General features: G+C 59.9%; 14 protein-coding genes. All 14 read left to right on the top strand.

The genetic code is table 11. The features are described from left to right. Positions 1 to 16: 16 nt before the first annotated feature. Complete coding sequence (locus ABIC09_RS28715) at positions 17 to 1591, top strand: AMP-binding protein (protein WP_354111344.1); 1575 nt, start codon at positions 17 to 19, stop codon at positions 1589 to 1591. Between the two features lie 66 nt (positions 1592 to 1657). Continuing rightward, on the top strand, positions 1658 to 3310 hold the full coding sequence (gene pruA, locus ABIC09_RS28710; RefSeq protein ID WP_354111343.1) for an L-glutamate gamma-semialdehyde dehydrogenase: 1653 nt from the start codon (positions 1658 to 1660) through the stop codon (positions 3308 to 3310). Between the two features lie 685 nt (positions 3311 to 3995). Then, positions 3996 to 5123, top strand: coding sequence for an NAD-dependent epimerase/dehydratase family protein (locus tag ABIC09_RS28705; RefSeq protein WP_354111342.1), 1128 nt, complete (start codon positions 3996 to 3998; stop codon positions 5121 to 5123). Positions 5124 to 5517: 394 nt separating this feature from the next. After that, complete coding sequence (locus ABIC09_RS28700; RefSeq protein WP_354111341.1) at positions 5518 to 7164, top strand: class I adenylate-forming enzyme family protein; 1647 nt, start codon at positions 5518 to 5520, stop codon at positions 7162 to 7164. A gap of 487 nt (positions 7165 to 7651) precedes the next feature. Next, entirely contained in the window at positions 7652 to 8500 is an 849-nt protein-coding gene (gene ehuB, locus ABIC09_RS28695; protein ID WP_354111340.1) for an ectoine/hydroxyectoine ABC transporter substrate-binding protein EhuB, read from the top strand. A 456-nt stretch (positions 8501 to 8956) separates the two neighbouring features. Further along, positions 8957 to 9784 carry an enoyl-CoA hydratase/isomerase family protein gene (locus ABIC09_RS28690; protein ID WP_354111339.1) on the top strand — a complete coding sequence of 276 codons (828 nt, stop codon included), beginning with the start codon at positions 8957 to 8959 and terminating at the stop codon, positions 9782 to 9784. Between the two features lie 311 nt (positions 9785 to 10095). Next, positions 10096 to 10929: a transporter substrate-binding domain-containing protein gene (locus ABIC09_RS28685; RefSeq protein ID WP_354111338.1), complete on the top strand. Its 834-nt coding sequence runs from the start codon at positions 10096 to 10098 to the stop codon at positions 10927 to 10929. 13 nt (positions 10930 to 10942) lie between these two features. Beyond that, on the top strand, positions 10943 to 11662 hold the full coding sequence (locus ABIC09_RS28680) for an amino acid ABC transporter permease (RefSeq protein WP_354111337.1): 720 nt from the start codon (positions 10943 to 10945) through the stop codon (positions 11660 to 11662). Further along, a complete protein-coding gene (locus tag ABIC09_RS28675; protein ID WP_354111336.1) occupies positions 11659 to 12306 on the top strand; it encodes an amino acid ABC transporter permease in 648 nt (215 codons plus the stop codon). Before ABIC09_RS28680 ends, ABIC09_RS28675 begins: the two co-directional genes overlap by 4 nt. 100 nt (positions 12307 to 12406) lie before the next feature. Beyond that, on the top strand, positions 12407 to 13165 hold the full coding sequence (locus ABIC09_RS28670; RefSeq protein ID WP_354111335.1) for an amino acid ABC transporter ATP-binding protein: 759 nt from the start codon (positions 12407 to 12409) through the stop codon (positions 13163 to 13165). Positions 13166 to 13390: 225 nt separating this feature from the next. Next, the gene (locus ABIC09_RS28665; protein WP_354111334.1) at positions 13391 to 14401 is read left to right on the top strand and encodes an NAD(P)-binding domain-containing protein; all 1011 of its coding nucleotides are present in this window, start codon (positions 13391 to 13393) and stop codon (positions 14399 to 14401) included. Further along, the gene (locus tag ABIC09_RS28660) at positions 14398 to 15645 is read left to right on the top strand and encodes an NAD(P)/FAD-dependent oxidoreductase (protein ID WP_354111333.1); all 1248 of its coding nucleotides are present in this window, start codon (positions 14398 to 14400) and stop codon (positions 15643 to 15645) included. The genes ABIC09_RS28665 and ABIC09_RS28660 overlap by 4 nt, the downstream gene beginning before the upstream one ends. A 195-nt stretch (positions 15646 to 15840) precedes the next feature. Further along, the gene (locus ABIC09_RS28655) at positions 15841 to 17529 is read left to right on the top strand and encodes an MFS transporter (protein ID WP_354111419.1); all 1689 of its coding nucleotides are present in this window, start codon (positions 15841 to 15843) and stop codon (positions 17527 to 17529) included. A 634-nt stretch (positions 17530 to 18163) separates the two neighbouring features. Continuing rightward, a complete protein-coding gene (locus tag ABIC09_RS28650) occupies positions 18164 to 19168 on the top strand; it encodes a LysR family transcriptional regulator (RefSeq protein WP_354111332.1) in 1005 nt (334 codons plus the stop codon). The last annotated feature ends 498 nt before the right edge of the window (positions 19169 to 19666 follow it).

Below are 19666 nucleotides of genomic sequence, written 5' to 3'. Positions count from 1 at the left end.
CAAGCACGGAACTTCAATGCTGACGCTTCATGAGCTCATCACCAAACAATGCCGGGAACGACCGGATAAGGACTTTTTGCGCTTTGAAGATGCTGTCATCAGCTTCTCGGAGTTGAGGCGCCGGGTCTCCTCTGTCTCCGCGATGCTTCGCGATTTGGGCGTCAAATCTGGCGACCGAGTCGCGTTGATGATGGGGAATCACCCCGATCACATCGTCGTCTATCTCGCTTTGGCTTGGGTCGGCGCGATCAGTGTCGAGGTGAGCATGCATCTGAAAGGTATGGGCATTGCGCTCCAGCTGAACAACGCCGAGCCGCGATTTTTCATCATCGATTCCGTTTTCGTGCCGGAGGCAAGAGCAGCCCAGGAGGAGATCCGCTTTGTCGGGATGCGGATATTGGTCCGCAATGCCGCCGATCTCGATCTCGAACCACCATTCGGCCCGCTTTCTCTGGAATGTGTTCCTGCGACATGCGAACCATTTCCTGCAACGCTCAATCGCGTACATACGATCGCGTATACATCGGGAACGACCGGACAGCCGAAGGGCGTGGTGGTGTCCGAGCGCTTCTTTCAAATTGGTGCAAAAAACGCCGCTGTCCTTGCGGATGTCAGGGATGATGATGTCCTGTTTCTCTGGGAGCCGTTCTACCATGTTGCCGGCTGGATGACCGTCGTCATCGCTTTGCAGCGCGGCGTCCCCATTGCGATGGTCGAGCGGTTCAGCGGATCGCAATGCTGGAATCAAATCCGCGCATCGGGGGCAACGGTTCTGCATTACCTCGGCGGAGCGATGAACATCCTCCTGAGGCAGCCGCCTCGTCCGGATGATCGCGACAATCCAATCCGCATCGCCTGGGGCGCCGCGGCACCCAAGAATAGCTGGCGCGCTTTCGAGGAGCGGTTCGGCGTGACCATTCGTGAAGGGTACGGCATTTCCGAGGCGCAAAACTTCACGCATCTCAATCTCGAGGGGCGTGTTGGCTCGATGGGAAGGCCGGTCGAAGAGTTCGATTCCTGGATTGCGGGCGAGGACGGCAAGATGCTGCCGAACGGCGAGATCGGCGAGATCCTGGTCCGACCGAAGCTGCCGGGAGTCGTCATGTGCGGATATTTTCGCGATCCGAAGAAGACGGCTGAAGTCTTGCGAGACGGGTGCGTCTATACCGGAGACTTGGGCTTTCGGGACGAAGACGGCTTTTTCTACTACGCAGGACGCAAGAAGGACAGCTTGCGAAGGCGTGGGGAAAACGTTTCGGCCTGGGAAGTCGAGCAGGTCATCAACTCCCATCCCGAGGTCGAGGAGTCTGCAGTCGTCGGTGTCGCCTCCGATATGGGGGAGCAGGACATACGCGCCTTCGTCAAACCTGCATCAGGTTCGAGAATCGATCCCCTCGATCTCATTCGGTGGTGTGAAGCACGGCTCGCCTACTATCAAGTCCCGCGATACCTGGATTTCGTCGTCGAATTTCCGAGTGGACCGACTCAACGAATTCGCAAGGTCGAGTTGCCGACTAGTCTCGCTGGAAGCTGGGATGTCGAGAGTTCCGGTCGCGCCGGCACCACCCGCGGACGACGGGTAACCAGTTGAAGCACACAGGCCTGCACCAGGAATTCAGCCTAAAAACATCGGTTGTCACTCAAAATGGTCCCAGATATGAACTCGGCTGTTGAAGCGTCGAACGCGCGCCCCCCGCTTCCCCGCAATGAGCCCGTTCGCGATTATGTCCCCAACAGTCCCGAACGGTCGGCGATCAAAGCTGCGCTCGAGCAAATGAGCAACCAGTGCGTCGAGTTGCCGCTGATCATCAATGGTGGCGAACGGCGGACTGGACGTCGTGAGACGGCAGTCATGCCTCACAGGCACGATCACGTCCTTGGAGAGGCTCATCTTGCCTCCGAAGCCGAAGTGAAAGCCGCGATCAATGCGGCCACTGGCGCATGGAGCGGCTGGTCGACGTGGCCCTGGACGGAGAGGGCCGCGGTCTTCTTGAAAGCCGCCGAGCTGGTATCGGGCCCCTGGCGCGATCGTCTCAATGCGGCGACGATGCTCGGTCAGTCCAAGACCGTCCACCAGGCGGAAATCGACTCCGCCGCCGAGCTCATCGACTTCTGGCGATTCAACGTTGAATTCATGAGGCGCCTTTACGAAGATCAACCGATTTCGGCTCCCGGCGTCTGGAATCGCAGCGACTACCGGCCGCTGGAGGGCTTCGTTCTTGCGATCACGCCATTCAACTTCACCGCGATCGCCGGGAACTTGCCGACGGCGCCGGCCTTGATGGGCAATACGGTCGTCTGGAAGCCTGCAGCAACTGCCAAATATCCTGCGCACCTGATCATGCAGGTCTTGCGGGAAGCGGGTCTTCCGGATGGCGTCATCAACCTCGTCTATGGAGACGGCGCCCAGATCGCCGATATTGCACTGGCTGACGAGCGCCTTGCCGGCGTTCACTTCACGGGGTCGACGCAGGTCTTCAACAACATCTTCCGCAAAGTCGGATCGAACATCGATCGATATCGAAACTATCCGCGGCTCGTCGGAGAGACCGGCGGGAAGAATTTCATTCTGGCTCACCAGAGCGCAGACGTTGACGCTCTGGCGACTGCGATCATCAGAGGAGGCTACGAATATCAAGGGCAGAAGTGCTCTGCGGCATCCCGGATCTTCGTGCCGGCTTCACTATGGTCGGCCCTGAAGACGATCCTGTGCGATGAGATTGGGACGATCAAGGTCGGTGACGTCGCCGACTTCGGCAACTTCATGGGCGCGGTGATAGACGAAAAGGCCTGGCGCAAACACATGCGTGTCTTCGAGGAGGCAAGATCGTCGAACGCGAAGATTCTCAGAGGAGGAGAAGGGGACAACAGAACGGGCTACTTCGTTGCTCCCACCTTGATCGAAACCGACGATCTGGAATCGCGACTTCTTCGCGAGGAGTTTTTTGGTCCCATCGTTGCGGCATATGTCTACCCCGACAGCGAGTTCGAGTCCCTTCTCGAGAAGATAGATCGGTCGGGCAGCTATGGGCTCACTGGCGCGATATTCTCGAGGGATCGTCGTATCATCGGTCGCGCGTTGGGCGGGCTGCGGTCCGCTGCCGGCAATTTCTATATCAACGACAAGCCGACCGGTGCGATCGTCGGCCAGCAGCCGTTCGGTGGCGCAAGATTGTCGGGCACCAACGACAAGGCAGGGTCGATCTGGAATCTGATCCGGTGGACCTCGCCAAGAAGCATCAAGGAAGCGTTCGTCCCTCCGCGGGATTACCGTTATCCCTATCTGTCGAGTAGTTCGGTCGAGGAGTAGGCTTCTGAGCGCCGGCCGCATATCCCGCGAACTGAGCTACGCCCTGGACCGATTGAGCGTTTCTTGGGCGCGTTGCTGCTCATCGTTCTTCCGAGGTGTTCGTCGTACTTGTTCCTCTCGCGACGGACCATCACTGGCCGGCCCCTTGCGGGCCGGCCGCTTTTTGCGTGCCCATCGAAAAATCAGGTACCTTCACATCAAAGTTTCTGCAGCAGTTCTTCTGATTGTGCTCTCGTCTCGCGCAGCGATCGCTCGGAAACCCAACCACCGCTCATCGAGCAAACCCGACCGCGCGTAACCCGTGAGAACTGCGTTACCCGTTGAAAAGAGCGGCAGCGGCAAGACCCCCCCGTTGCATCGAGCAGTTCTGTACCGCCTATCCGCAGCGAAAGCCTGGTGCGGCGGCGCTGCCAGTCGTCTGGTCGCAATACAAGTCGGTTCAGTCGTCCGTTCCATGCCGTGGCTGTTCGTCGCCCGAGCGGCTGGTCTGGTAGCCTCCCGAACCACGAGAGGGCGGATCCGCTACCGCCAATTCCGATCTGGTATTGATCGCCCCTAAATTGGTATTGGCCTCGTCCAGGCGATTGACCGACAGTTCAAGCAAATGAATGCCAGTTTCTGGAGGTGACGGTGCCGTCGGGTTCGAATTTTGGGCAGTGCAAGCGCAGGCGTGGAGAGTAGCCCCGTGAGCGAAGCAAAGCGCGCCTTGGTCGTCGGCGGTACGGGGCCTTCCGGACCTCATATCGTCAATGGACTGATTTCCCGGGGATACACAGTCACTCTGTTTCATCGTGGCACCCACGAGAGCGATGACATCCCCGATTTCGTCGAACACATACACGGTGACCCGCACTTCATCGAAACAATTCAAGAGGCGCTGGGGCAGCGGGAGTTCGATCTGGTCGTCGCGACCTACGGACGCACGCGGTTGCTCGCGCGCCATTTCAAGGATCGTCCGACGCGCTTCATCGCGGTCGGTTCGGTGGCGGCTACTCACGGCCATATGGCTTCGGATGCACTCTTTCCGACGGGGCTGCCCGTCCCGACCCCCGAGACAGCACCGACGGTTCAGGCCGAAACGGATGCCGATGGGCGGTTTGCCTGGCGCATAGCCGAGACCGAGCGCGAAATCATGGCTCTGCACCCCGGCGCGACTGTCTTGCGCTACCCGATAGTCTATGGACCCAACCAGCTTCTCCCATTCGAATGGTGCTTGATCCGACGCGCACTGGATCGGCGTCCGTTCATCGTGCTTCCAGATGGGGGGTTGCGGCTCATCGCGCGCGGCTACTCCGTCAACATGGCGCATGCCGTTCTGTGCGCGGTGGATCGGCCTCAAGAGGCCAGTGGACAGGTCTACAATTGTGCCGACGAGCGTCAGCTCACGCTTCGTCAGATCGCGGAAGCGGTTGCAAAGGCGTTGGGCCACGAGTGGGAAATCATTAGTGTGCCGGCCGCCTTGGCGTGGCCATCGTGGCCTATGGTGTTCACCGATCCACAGGGAAGCTGGCACCGACTCTACGACGTCAACAAGATCAAGCGTGAACTCGGCTACAAAGACGTCGTTCCGGCAGTCGAAGCCGTCACGGCGACGGTTCGGTGGTATGCGGAGCGCCGCGATGTGCTCGCAGAGGATATCGAGAAACGGCTCGATGATCCTTTCGATTATCCTGCCGAGGATCGACTCGTATCGGAGTGGCGACAGGCGATCGAGCCGCTGCTTGCCCGCTATCGGCGTGACCATGAGCAACACGCCCATCCTTATGCCCACCCTCAAGCGCCGGGGCTGGCACAAGATCATCGCGGTCGCTGAGAGGGGAGGATCGGTGCCGATGGCAAGTACGATCCGCCATATCAATCCGATCGCTCACTGGTGGGCGGACTCCAGGGCGCTTCGCTTACTGACTTTTCCCAGTTCGTCACGCAAGGTGTCACCATTTCGTGCGGCTGAAAGTCCGATGGAACATCGTCCTCCGAAACCCGCAATTTGATGACCTTTCTGCGCTGAGTTCATGAGCCGACGGGGCGGTTCTTCTTCCCTTGATCCGAGAGGCGAATGAACGAGGCTTCCTTGGGCTAACTTCCGCGTCGCGACGACCCGGTCGAGTTTCGGCTGCGCAACGACAGCTTTCGAGGCGGCTGTACCTCATGAAGAGCTTGCGCCGATTGCTTGAGTTGGACTTTGCTACTGAACATCAGGGTCTCACATGACGGTCACTACCAAACCGGCTGAAATCGAACTGCAGCAGCAAGCAGCGAATGCCCTGCGCAAGCTGGAAGTTCTAGAGGCCGTATATGAGACCATCACGGTGCGACAGCTGGTCGCGCTTCGAGCGCGAACACACGGCTCGGCGGTCGCCATCGATGTCTTCGAGCGCGGCGAGCGCGCAACATACTCCGAGGTCGACCGTCGGTCGAACGAATACGCTCATGCGCTGCGTGCGTTCGGCGTACGCAAAGGCGATCGTATCGGTGTGATGCTCCCCAACCGCATCGAATACCCTATCCTTTGGTTTGCGTTTGCGAAGCTTGGGGCGATCCTGGTTCCGATCAACACACGCTACACGCCCAGGGAGATCGAGTACGTTCTCGGCGACACTCAGGCGCGCTTCGCCATAGTCGATGAAATGGCATGGTCCGTGTTCTCCAAGATGGATCCATGGCCGCAAACTCTGCCCAAAGCGCAAGTGATCGTCGTCGGACGGCCTTCGGAGGGAGTGACTAATCTCGACGAACTGCTCAAGCCGGCGGACGACGGTCCGGTCGAGGAGGACGTTGGACCCGATGACCTGTTGAACATTCAATATACCTCGGGAACGACGGGCTTTCCGAAAGGCTGCATGTTGACGCATGACTACTGGGGGGTCGGCTCGTACGCATTGGCCTGCATAGACACCCAGCCATACACCAGGTACCTGGCCTGGTCGGCCTTCTACTACGTCGACACCCTCCTGGCGCTTCTCAGGTCATATCGACAGGGCGGCACGCTGTATTTGGCCGAGCGAATGAGCTCCTCTGGTTTCATCGGTTGGCTGAAGAAATACCGCATCGAGTGGTGCGCGTTCCCCGAATTCGTCATGCGCGAGCCTGAGGCCACCGATGACACAATGACTTCCCTGAAGCAGGTTCACCATTTCGGCGGCTGGAGTGCGGAATCGATCCGGCAGTTCCGCACGCGCTTCGGTGTGCGCGGCCAGAATAACTACGGGATGACGGAAGTGGCGATGGCCACCCTGATGCCCAACGATATCGATCACGAAGGCGCTCCGTTTGGTATGCGAGCCCCATTTCGAAGGCTGAGTTTGGTCGATGAGGACGGCAGTCCCACGCCTGTCGGCGAAGTCGGCGAGCTATGGGTCAGCGGTCGTGGAATCTTCAAGGGCTACTGGCGCAGGCCAGATGCGAATGCGCAGTCGTTCGAGGGTGAATGGTTCAAGACTGGCGATCTGATGCGCCGCGACGAGTCCGGCTTCTATTGGCTGGTCGGGCGTACGAAGGACATGATTCGTCGATCTGGAGAGAACATCGCCGCGCGCGAGATTGAGGCCGTCATTCGCGAAATTCCCGAGGTCGCGGATGTTGCCGCCGTGCCAGTTCGCGATGCAAAACGCGGCGAGGAGGTCAAGGTTTTCCTGGAGCTGAAGGATGGCGTGAAGGTGGACGATGTATCCGTCGAACGAATTCTCCAGCATGCGCGTGCACGTCTTGCCGCCTTCAAGGTGCCGCGATACCTCGCCTTCACTTCGGCGCTTCCCAGGACAGTGGCGAGCAACAAAGTGCTCAAACGTGAGCTGATAAATATCGGCGATCCGCTCTCAGGTACCTACGACGCCGACGAGAAGCGCTGGCGCTGAAATCGGTGCTTCAAGGCTATTGCATTCTCGCATGCACGAAAGGATGCTTGAGGAAAGAACCATCGTCCTGCCGTGAAGAAATCCGCTCATTTTTTCTGGCCGAGGCGAGGTGAGCACTATCGCGTGAATGCATCGGCATCCTGCACTGATAGATCGTCGTAGGCGTGCCTCACGAAACTGGCGAGGCTGCCGCGTGCTCCGCGACTGACAGCGGTGGCGGCGCGCTCGTCGTCTTTGCTAACTCAACCGCTCGCCTGCCATTAAGAAGGCTGGTGTTGCTGCCTCATTGTGCGCCCGCGAACGTCTCCGGTTCCGACCGACGTGAGCGAGCGTGACTGCGAGGGGTGCCGGATCTGACAACCGCGCACCAATTCCAAGTTGGTATGGAGGATTCTGAAATTGGTATTGGTATCCCCTGAGGCATTTCGCACACACTACATTTCGCACATAATACTTGAGAATTGTCTACTTTGAAGGACCAGGAGGCATGCGTTCGAACTTAGAATTTTCGTCGCTCGTTGGATTGCTCGCATTTGCTTGCTTTTCGCTTCCGTCGCATGCTCAAAGCGGAGATGCCTTGCTCCTCTCGATGCGCGAAGCCGGCGAAACCAAGGCGGCGATCGCTGCGGCGCCTCCTTGGGCGTCCACGTCGCCGAGCGGAGAGCCACAGGGATATCTCATCGACGTGACCAACCTCGCGCTCAAAGGGTTGGGCGCGCCGAAAATCTCTGTTTCACTCACGACTTGGGACGCCATGATCCCGGGCCTGCAGGCCCGCCGCTTCGACTTGGTGCCGGCCGGCCTGCTGATCACTGCAGACCGCTGCAAGGTGGTCGCCTTCTCGGCGCCCATCACCGCTCAGCAGGATGCTCTTCATGTGCTGCCTGGAAATCCGACGCATCTTACCGGCTACGCGCAGATCGCGCAGAACACCGATATCAAGCTTGCTGTATTAACGGGCTCCGCCCAGGAGGCGTTTGCGGTCAAGCAGGGAATCAGTTCAGCTCAGCTTGTTCGCGTCCCAGACATACAAGCCGGCATAGCGACTGTTCGGGGTGGCCGGGCCAATGCCTTCGCCGTTGGACAATTCACCGTGCCGGATCCTCAGCAGAAGGGGGTCGAAGTCGTTGTCGACAACCAGGCGCCGATCGCGAGTATGGCCGTCGCCTTTCGCAAGGAAGACGCGCGTTTCCGCGACGAGTTCAATGCGCAGCTCGGCTTTCTCAGGAGCAGCGGCGCTATGAAGGATCTGTATGTCGGCAAGTATGGATTTCCGAACTGGGACGTGCTCGCCAAGGTTACGAAGGCCGGCGACGTCGTGCCTGGCTGCGAATAAAGCGAAGTACCGTGAAGCTCAGCTTTCACCAACTCCGTCTCGACGACATCAGCTGAGGGCTAACGCAAGCTCGAAGGGGGCCTTGAGCTTTGGGATGAAGGCGTCAGCCTATTCGTTCGAGCGAGCAGGGGTTACGCATATGGATCTGTATGGAATCGTCTGCTCAATCCGAGATCCCGACGAGAGGTTCGACGGCGGGCTGAGCGCTCACCAAGAGCAGGTGGACCTGCAATGATCGTTGGACGCCAACCCGAGGATCGTTGCCATTGCAACAAGCGGCTATTCGGTGAACCTGAGAAGGCGGCACGAGTAGTGCGACCGGATGGCCGCATTTGGACAGGCAGCTGGTGAAACTCGACGAGGACGTCGAATTACCAGCGACGATACCCAACCAACAGCACGCACGACATACCATCAAACCGCGCAACATGCCGGAGCGTGGTCAAGGAGAATATGATGACGGAAGGCCAGAAGTTTGCTCACAGCCCGGAAGAATTGCTTTCCGAGATGCACGAAGGCGTGCTGGTGCTCACGATCAACAGGCAGGAGAGCTACAACGCCTGGACCTCGGCGCTACGCGACGCGCTTGGACGCAAACTCAGCGCTGCCGATACGGACTTGAGTGTCGACGCCGTCATTATCACGGGAGCCGGCGACAGAGCGTTCTGCTCCGGTCAGGATTTGTCGGAACTGCAGGAATTTGCCGATGGCATGAACATCGAGGCATTCATGCAACGTCTCACCAAGTGCTACGACTCGGTCCGACAATTCAGCAAGCCCCTCGTCGCTGCGATCAATGGCGTTGCAGCAGGATCCGGCTTCCAGGTCACACAATTCTGCGATTACGTGATTGCTCATCCCGGTGTCAGGGTAGGCCAAACGGAAGTGACCTCGGGTCTTCCGAGCGTCTTCGGCACATGGCTCATGTGGGAGCGGATCGGGCGGCGGGCTCTCGAGCTAGCGCTGCAGGGCCGTCTTATGGAAGTCGAGGAGGCTAAACATCTGGGCTTCATTCACGAGGTCGCGGAGCCCTCGAAGGTGCTTGAGGTCGCGCTGGAGGCTGCCCGCCGTCTCGCGAAGCAGCCGCGGGTGGCGTACAGCCTCTCGAAAGCGGCAAATCGGCAGTTTGATGAACAGCGTTATGCGATTGCAATGGAAATGGCCGTGGCTGCCTATCGTGAAGCGTTCAATACAGGCGCGCCTCAACAAGAAATCGGGAAGTTCTTCAAGCGCCGCCGTGCCCGAAAGGTTGCATCTACGCCCGCGTCAGGAGTTTCAGGTTGACGTTCGAAGCCCGCGCACGGCTTGGGTCATGAGCATCCGATGCAAGACCAAGGAAGCCGGACTTTCGCAATCCGGCAGCGGATCGGTCACTTTGAGCGCCCATGGCCGCGTGCCTGCCGAGTTTCTGCGGCCTCGGGGTATGGACTTAAGGTCGATCGTCAGCGGTGAACCGAGAGGCGTGAACCGACAGGCAATCACCCGCGTCATCAATTCCAATATGGTATCGATCCCCCTGAAATTGGTGTTGGCGCCTCCGTAGCGAGTTCACCTACATTGCATCCAACACAATTCTCAGAAGGGAGGAGACGGTTATGCGCCGGGTGCCAATGCTCTTGCTGCTGGGAGCCGCCGGCTTTTCGCTTCCGAGCAACGCGCAAACCGAGGGGCCTCTTCTCGCCTCGGTTCAGAGGGCCGGGGAAGTCAAGGTCGGACTCGGCTCGGCACCTCCTTATATCGCTCTATCGCCAGACGGGCACGCGACCGGTTACATCGTCGAGGTCCTGAACCTGGCGCTCAAGGGCATGGGCCTGCCGGCTCTCACGCCGGTGCTCGCCAAGTGGGACGCGATGATCCCCGGACTGCAGGCCCGCCAGTTCGACTTCGTCGGCGGTCAGGTGATCACCGAATCCCGCTGCAAGGCTGTGATGTTTGCGGCTCCCATTTGGGTAATGCGGGATGCGCTGTATACCCGGCCTGGAAATCCGAAGCAGTTGACCGGCTACTCGCAAGTTGCGCGGAGTTCGGACGTCAAGCTGGCGGTGATCACGGGGACAACCCAAGAAGCATATGCGCTGAAGCAAGGCGTGAAGTCCGATCAGCTCGTGCGCGTCACTGACATCCAGGCTAGCGCTGCAACCGTCGTCGGCGGCCGGGCGGACGCATTTGTCGTCGGGCAATTCACCATCACGAATCCGGAGGAAAAAGGTCTTCAGGTCGTCGTCGACAAGCAGGCGCCAACGCACGGGTTTGCCGCCGTGTTTCGCAAAGAAGACGCGCGATTTCGCGATGCATTCAACGAACAGCTCAATGTGTTGCGCAGCAATGGGACCATGGAGCAGCTGTACGTCGTGAAGTATGGGATTCCCAACTGGGATGCGCTGGCGAAGCTCACCAAAGCCGGCGACGCCGAGGCGGGCTGCGAGTAGCGGAGCGATTCAGGTGGAAGCAGTGCTGGAGTACTGGCCATCACTCGCGCGGGGCTTGTTGGTCACGGTGTGGGTGGCCTTTTGCACCATTTCGGGTGCAGCACTCGGCGCGCTTGTCCTCGGCCCGCTGAGGCTCTCCAAGAGCCCAGCGGTACGAATATCGTCGATGCTCTTCATCGAGATCATTCGCGGTCCCTCGGCTCTGGTCTGGCTGTTCTGGGTCTTCTATGTTCTGCCACTCATGCCCTGGGTGCCGCGTCTCAGTCCTGTCATGGCATCGATCATCGTCTTGTCGCTGCTTGGTGCCGCATACGGCGCCGAGATCGTTCGCGGCGGCATCGAGGCAGTCCATCGCGGGCAGACAGATGCTTGCCATGCGCTTGGACTGAATAAAATTCAGAGCCTTACGAAGGTCGTGCTGCCGCAGGCGCTTTCGCAGATCGTTCCGGCGTTCGGCAGCCTGGCGAGAGACATGGTTAGGTGGACCTCGATCGTGAGCTTCGTCGGCGTGCAGGACGTGCTCTATGTTGCAAACAACGTTCGCAGCCAGACATTCGAGACGGCCACCGTCTTCTGCCTGCTGGCCGCCCTTTATTGGATTCTGTGTCTTGTTTGCGCTGCCGCATTTCAGGCCATCGAGCGCGCGCTTCCGCTCAATCGTGCGTTACGAGCCGCACGCCTAAGGGTGCAGATCGCGCCCGGAGCGGATTCGCCGGCAGGGGTGGCTCCATGACGTGGGACTGGAGCTTTGCCCTCGACATTCTGCCGCGCCTCATGGTGGGCGTTTGGCATACCGTCCTGGTAACGCTTGCGAGCTCGGCCATTGCACTCACAGCCGGCCTGCTGCTTGCGATCTTGGAGAATGTAAGTACCAGGCTCGGACGGGCATTCGTGCGTTTCCTGCTCGAACTCTTTCGGGGAGTGCCGATCCTCGTTGTGCTCTACTTTGCGTTCTACGTGCTGCCGGAAGTGGGGCTCACGTTTCCGGCAATGCCGATTGGCATTGCCGTATTGGGCGTGGTCTATGCAGCGTTCTGCTCGGAGGTCTACCGCGGCAGCCTGATCACGATACCCGCCGAATTGCGCGATGCGTGTGTAGCGCTCCATTTGAGTCCGTATGTTACATGGCGACGCGTGCTGGTTCCTTTGATGATCAAGCGATCCGTTCCCGCATTGCTCAATTACGTGCTCGCCCTGTTCCGAAACTCCTCGTACCTGTTTGCGCTCGGAGTGCCGGTGCTGATGGGGCAGGCCAACACGGCCGGCTACGAAAGCTTCCGCTACCTCGAGCCCTTCACTCTGGCCGGCCTCATCTACATCGTGATGAACTTGCCGTTCCTCTATTTCCTTTCCCGATTGAAGGACAAGCATGTCTAGCACCGTGGAATTCAGTCACCATGATCCCTTCGTCGCGGCAGGCGCCGCAGCCTTCGATGCGAATGACCCGCATCGCTGCGCTCCCAACTCGCAGGAGACCATGTACGCCATCGAATTCGAGATGGTCTCGAAATCCTTCGGTGCTCACCGCGTGCTCGTCGACCTCGACCTGCAGGTGCGCCCCGGGGAGAAAGTCACGCTGATCGGCCCGAGCGGCTCGGGAAAAACGACGGTGCTGCGGCTGGCCATGACGCTGGAAAAGCCGACCAGCGGCGATATCCGCCTTTTCGGAGAAAGCATCCTCTTCGATGCGGTTGGCAAACCGCTCAAGGGCTCGCAGGAGGCGCGGGTTCGCCGTCGGTGCGGCATGGTCTTCCAGCAATTCAACCTTTTCCCGCACCTGACCGTGCTGCAGAACCTGATCTTGGCACCCACGACCGTGCTGGGACAACACAGGAAGCAAGCCGAGAGAAGCGCGCTCGACTATCTCCGCATGGTGGGTCTCGAAGCCAAAGTCCATGCCTATCCGACCCAGCTGTCTGGAGGTCAGCAGCAGCGCATCGCGATCGCGCGGGCGCTCATCTTGAAACCCGAGATCCTACTCCTGGACGAAATCACCTCCGCACTGGATCCTGAGCTCGCCGGCGAGGTTCTCGACGTGGTGCGAGGCGTGGCGCAGGAGACGAACGTCACGCTGCTGATCGTCACGCACGAGATGCGCTTCGCGCGCGAGGTCTCCGACCGTGTCCTCGTCTTCGACGCCGGACGCATCATCGAGCAGGGTTCACCCGACAAGATCTTCAGCAATCCCGAGTCCGCACGCACGCGCTCGTTCCTGCAATCGGTCTTGAGCCACTGAACCTCGGCAACTTTATGCATGCAGCTTCTGCCCTCCTCGTGGCTCGTCCCGGCGCTCATTTGACAAGCACGCCTGGCTTGCAAGCTGGCAAGGCCCGCAAATCGCCAATCGATCAACCGTGGTGTTTCGAGGCTGCGAAAATGGCTGCATCGGCGAACCGCGAGGCTTTCGATCCCCTAGAAAAATCGATCATTTCTTCGATACCTACCTGAAAGGATGGTGCGCATGCCAGTTGGTCCTGGTAAAGATCTCTTCTCCGCTTCGCCTCTGTATCTGGATGCGGCAAGCATCAAAGCTTGCCTGAGCGATGAAGAAATCTACGAAACCGTGAGCCAAACGCTGCGTGAGATGAACAGCACAATCGTGGTCAAGGGGCCAAAGGCGGGTTTCGGCCTCGATGTCAACGGCGACCACCTGCACATGGGCAGCGTTTGCGGCGGCGTACTTTCAAGTTCTGCAGCCGGCATCAAGTGGTTCACGGTTGCAGACAGAAATCCCTCACGGAACTTGCCGCGCGTCCCCGCGACGATCCTGGTATGTGACGCAGAAACAGGGATGCTCGAGGGGGTCTTGAACGGCACACAACTGACGTCGGAAAGAACGGCTGCAATGGCTGTTGCGGCTGCATCGGCATGCTGCAGGCGTCCCATGAAAAGCGCGGCGGTGGTCGGCGCCGGAGCCATCGGCAGCGCCTTGGTCAAGTTCTTGGCCGCGACACAACCAGTCGAACATATTGTCGTGGCGTCGCTGCGAGAATCGAGCGCACGACAGGCCTGCGATGCCGTCGCTACGGCAGTTCGGCGGGACCTCACACTCACCGCCACGGCCGACGTGAGCGGAGCCGTATGTGGCGCCGACGTTGTTTTCACGTCTACTGGTGTTTCCAGGGATACCGATGTGGTTCGTGCAGAGTGGCTCAAGAATAGTGCCGTTGTCTGCACGCTCGGGACGCGGCGAGAGGTCGATCTGAAACTTCTCTCTGACGCTTGGATCGTCGTTGACGATGCAGACGGCATCAGGCTACGCCGCAGCGATTTCCGCGAGGGCGGGACAGGCTGGAACCGGATCGCTGGCGACATCGGCAGCGTCATGTCGGGCCGGCTCCCTCTTCCCCCAGACAACCAGAAGATCAATGTCGTCCTGATCGGAATGGGGGTGCTTGACGTTGCGCTGGGCGCTCGTGCGATCCTCAATGCCAGACGGAAAGGCTTGGGCATCCAGCTCGAGCGGCAATGATGGCGGACGGCATCGACGCTCTTGTCGTGGGTGCCGGCGTCGTCGGCGTGACCGCAGCCTTGGCGCTCCAACAGCGCGGGCTTCAGGTTACGCTGCTGGAGCAGAGCTCCGTCGCGGCGGGTTGTAGTTTCGGCAATGCAGGGTTGATTGCCCCGGGCGCATTTCCTTTGAGCGCCCAGCATCGGCTAGCGGACCTTCCGGCGACCTTTCTAAAATCCAGTTCGCCTGCCGCCCTCGATTGGATGTCAGCCCTGCGGCTTTTGCCGTGGGCCATCCAATATGCGAAGGCAACGCGATGCGACAAGGTTCGGCGCGACACGGACCTGCTCCACGAGCTGTGCCGACACGCGCTACGCTCATACGAGCTGCTACTCGGCTCGGACCTGCCGCCGATCTGCAGACGCGGCTACCTGACCGTCCACCTTTCGCCTTCAGAAGTCGGAAAAGCAGCCCACTTCAATTCCATTCGTGCATCGCTAGGTTTGGCTGTCCAGATGCTGGTCGGACCAGAAATTGCCGAGCTCGAGCCTGCCATGGGCGGTGTCGCTGCCGGTGCTACCCTTGTCCAAGGCGCGGCGCATGTCACAGATCCCGCGGCATTTGTGACGTCTCTCGCCGACGTCTTCGTGCGACGTGGTGGTACCGTATGCCGCGATCGGGTTCAGGCGTTGCAAAGCAAACAGACGGGAGAGGTCACCGTTCGGGGTCATCTTGAAACCTACTCGCCTCGGACGGTGGTTCTGACAACAGGAGCGCATGCGAACCAGCTTCTGGCAAATTGCGATCATCGCATCCCCCTTGCAGCAGAACGAGGGTACCACCTCGAGCTGGACGTCGAGCCTGGATTCATAAGTCGGCCAACTGCGATACCTGGTTTGGGCGTGGTTCTCACCCCCAGTCAGCGCGGAGCCCGAATTGCTGGAATCAGTCACTTTGGATTGCCGGGGCTACGAGCACGACCGGGACTACTCTTGTCGGCGTTGAAGCGTGCGCGCAAAGTCCTGCCCGCGCTCAGAGCCCGGCCGGGCTTCGAGGTGTGGAGCGGAGAGCGCCCCGCCACGCCGGACTCCTTGCCCATCATTGAACAAATCCCGGAACATCGTTCGATCTTCGTGTCCTGCGGCCACGGGCATCTCGGCCTTACGTTGGCTGCCGTCTCGGCACGCGTTCTTGCCGACCTGGTCACAGGCAGCTCATCCGATTATTCGATCCAGCTCAGCTCACGGCGATTCGAGCTGAATTAGGGAGCTGAGCCGCTTGCGGATCATATGGTGGCAACACAAAGGTGGATGAGAACAATTGCAACATTGACCACAGAATAACGCAGGCTCCCTATACCGCACTCGTGGAGTTACCAAAGGACGTTGCTGTTGTTCTGGCGCCGCGAACGATCACTGATCTGGTCCAGTATCAAGCCAACGCAGGTCAGCCCAACCGATATGACCCATCTGTCCAAGCCCAAGACGTTCAGCACCGATGGCATCACCACGCCACTGCGGTATGCCGCCTTCCGACGCATCTGGCTGGCGAGCGTACTCTCAAATCTCGGCATCCTGATTCAGGGGGTGGCTGCCGCCTGGGCGATGACGCAGATGAGCGCATCGGCTGATACCGTAGCGCTGGTGCAAACCGCGCTGATGCTGCCGATCATGCTGATCTCGATGCCGGCCGGCGCGATCGCGGACATGCGGGACCGGCGCATGGTGGCGATTGTTTCGCTCGGAATCGCGCTCGCCGGCGCGAGCGCTCTGACGACGCTCTCCTGGCTGGGCCTGATCACGCCAAATGTGTTGCTGGCGCTCTGCTTTGTCGTCGGCAGCGGCATGGCGTTGATGGGACCAGCCTGGCAGTCCTCGGTGAGCGAGCAGGTGCCCTCAGAAGCGCTGCCCGCGGCGGTCGCGCTGAATGGGATCAGCTACAACATCGCGCGCAGCGTGGGGCCAGCCGTCGGGGGTATTGTGGTGGCGACCGCCGGTGCGGTGGCCGCATTCGCGCTGAACGCGCTGCTCTATCTGCCGCTCATGACCGCGCTGTTCCTCTGGAAACGTGTCGCCGAACCTTCACGTCTGCCACCTGAGAGGCTCGGCCGGGCAATCGTCTCCGGCCTGCGCTACATCACGAATTCGCCGTCCATTAAAATCGTGCTGATCCGCGCCATGGTGACCGGCCTTATCGGCGGCGCGATCACTGCACTGATGCCGCTGGTGGCTCGCGATCTCCTCCATGGCGGAGCCCAGACCTACGGCATGTTGCTCGGAGCCTTTGGTCTCGGCGCGGTGATCGGCGCGTTTTACATCACGGAGGTGCGCAAGCGTATGAGCGGAGAGGCCGCGATACGCGCCTGTGCGCTGTCCATGGGCGGGGCGGTTACCGCCGTGGCGCTGAGCCGTCATCCGGTCTTGACTGGGGCCGCGCTCGTCCTGGCGGGCGCCGTCTGGATGATCGCATGGGCGGTGTTCAACATCGGCGTGCAGCTGTCGGCGCCGCGCTGGGTGGCAGGACGCTCGCTTGCGGCCTATCAGGCGGCGAGCTCAGGCGGCATCGCCGTTGGCAGCTGGGGCTGGGGCTGTTTGACCGATGCACTTGGCATCGAAACGGCGCTCCTGCTCTCGGCAGCCCTGATGCTGGCCTCGCCGCTGTTGGGGCTCTGGTTGCGAATGCCGCCCATCGGGGCGCCGGGCGAGGAACCTGCAGCGCTTGACGATCCCGAGGTGCGGCTTGCCTTGACCGGGCGCAGCGGGCCATTGGTAGTCGAGATCGAGTACCGTGTGCTGCAGGACAATGCGCGGTCATTTCACAACCTGATGCAGGAGGTGCAATTGTCTCGCCAACGCAACGGCGCCTATGGCTGGTCGATGGCGCGCGATATCGCCGATCCCGAATTGTGGACCGAGCGCTTTCATTGCCCGACCTGGTTCGACTACTTGCGCCTGCGCAACCGCTCCACGCAATCCGAGCGCGCGTTGGATCAGAAAGCGGAGGCTTTTCACATCGGCGATGAGCCCGCGCGCGTCCGCCGCATGCTGGAGCGTCCGTTCGGTTCGGTACGCTGGAAGGACGATACGCCCGATTGCGAGGACGACGTGCTGCAAGTGATCCCAAGCAGGGCGGGAGGCAGTCCTCGCTAAGATGCGCTTCAGATCTACTTCGGGCGAGACCGACTGCAGGGTGTCCAGGACTCTCCACGAATGTACCCGCAATCGGCCGAAGACGCGCCGAGCCTCCGGGCAGTAGAGAGAATGGTGCTAGTGGTCCCGCCGCTCACTCGAGGCCAGGAAAAGTGGCCGCCCTTGTGGGCCCCGACCGACCAAGCGGGTTGATGCCACAAGGGGGCCTGAGTTCGCGATCGATGTACCAGATAGACGTAGGCTCGCTCGAAGTCTCGATCAGAGAGCATTTCGGTGGGGTCTGAATGTGCTTGCGACGTTCGACGGCGACGGCGGCTCCGAGGGGATGGCTCGGCCGGACCCCATGATCGATTTTGCTGAACTTGACGCACAGAACGGGAACCCTCGGCGTGCAACATGGGCAGGCACCATGGGCTGCACGCGTTTTAGCGGCTGTTCCGACCTTCACGCTTGGCTATGTGCGGACCGGGGCTTTGCTCTTGTCCTGCTTCCTCCCGAGCCCATCAAAGGCACGGAACCTGCCTCGTCCAGTGTGCTGCTCATATGTCGGCGATACCCTCCAGTGTCGGGAACCGGCCACTTTAAGATGATTTGTCTCCTTGATGGCGGGTTCCTGTAGTTTTATAGTCATAAAATGGACATCAGACACTTCCGCTATTTCGTCGCAGTTGCGGAAGCTCTCAGCTTCGCGAGGGCCGCTCGCACCTTGAATATGAGCCAACCGCCTCTTTCGAAGCGGATAGCCGACTTGGAGAGCGAGCTGGGCCTTAAACTCTTTGACCGCACCAGCAAGAAAGTTACTCTGACCAGGACAGGGGAGGCCTTCCTCCCGCAGGCCCGCAATGCCGTACAAGCGTTTGACGCTGCTCTGCGGGCAGTGCGGTCACTCTCGCCGAGCCAATCACGACACCTTCGGATCGCATTTCCTCCGGAAACTTCGAGGAGCATGCTGTTGGCCGTCGTAAGCCGTCTTCAGCAGGAGCAGGTCGAAGTACATGTGATCGAGGCCTCGACATCGGACCAACAACGTCTGTTCGCAGCCGGAGAAATAGATGTCGGTGTTCTTCGGCACCCGTTCGAAGAACGGGGGCTTCGGGTCTCGGCCCCACTTGGGCAACCTCTTGGCGTCGTGGTCGACGCTGAGCACCCCCTCGCCAAGGTGGACAAGTTGCGTCTTCGCGATTTGAGCCCCTACCCGCTGGTACACTTTCAGCGTCAATTGGCGCCGGGTCTATACGACGAGCTGCTGAATCTTTGCCGGACTGGTGGCTTCGTTCCCTCACGTATTCTGCAAACCGGCAGGATGACCAAGGCATTTCTCAAGACGGAGTCTGCAGTGGCACTCGCGGCCGAGCGGTTTGCCAAACGACGGGGGGAGGCCGGATCAAAGGAATTTATCTGGAAACCCTTGGAAGGGTCTCCAATACATTGGTGGACATCGGTCGTCTGCAGAGCGGATGAGTATGTTGGATTGACCCGCGTAGCTGTCGATGTCGTAATTGCTTCCTTGCAGCAATACGAAAAATGGATTCCTTTGCCTCGCCCAGCCATGGGTCGACCGGGGAAGCGCGAGTATGCTAAACACAAAGCCCACGCAGGAGCGCATGAGGCCCGCAAACACGCCGTGACCGAGGCCTGAACTATCCATTGCTGATGTCGAGCGAGACAAAGACAAGTCGCGCCGGTCTCTGCCAGTAATTTATCTCGAACTGAAAGATCGAAGAACTGCAGGGTTGGCCGCTCTGTCAAGTCGGGCTCGCCGATGCATTCTCTATGGGTAGAGCATGGATCTCCAACTTTCGCATTGGCCTTCCCGTTTGCTCAAGTCGGCTTTTCGTTCTGATCGAATCGGGTAGATCGTCCCGAGTCTCCTGTTGCGCGCACCTAGAGCGATCCAAGGCGGCTGCACTTAAGCAATACGCTTTTCGAGGATTGCCGACGTGAAATCTCAAGCGCTGAATGGAAAAAGCAGTCGCCGCTGATGCGCCAGCATCAGTCACTCGCCCGGTGTTGATCTACCAACAGCTCATGCTCTCTACCGCAGAGCTATCGCCAAATTTTGGTGACGGCCGGGGCCGGTCAGGCGGCGGCGGTTGTGGGCTGACGGTCGGTCGGCTTTGCGATGACCTCGATCCCG

This window comes from Bradyrhizobium sp. S3.12.5 (assembly GCF_040548225.1).
GTDB classification, from domain to species: domain Bacteria; phylum Pseudomonadota; class Alphaproteobacteria; order Rhizobiales; family Xanthobacteraceae; genus Bradyrhizobium; species Bradyrhizobium cytisi.
The sequence above is the reverse complement of the archived record's forward strand: the minus strand, read 5'-3'. Positions and strand labels throughout refer to the sequence as shown.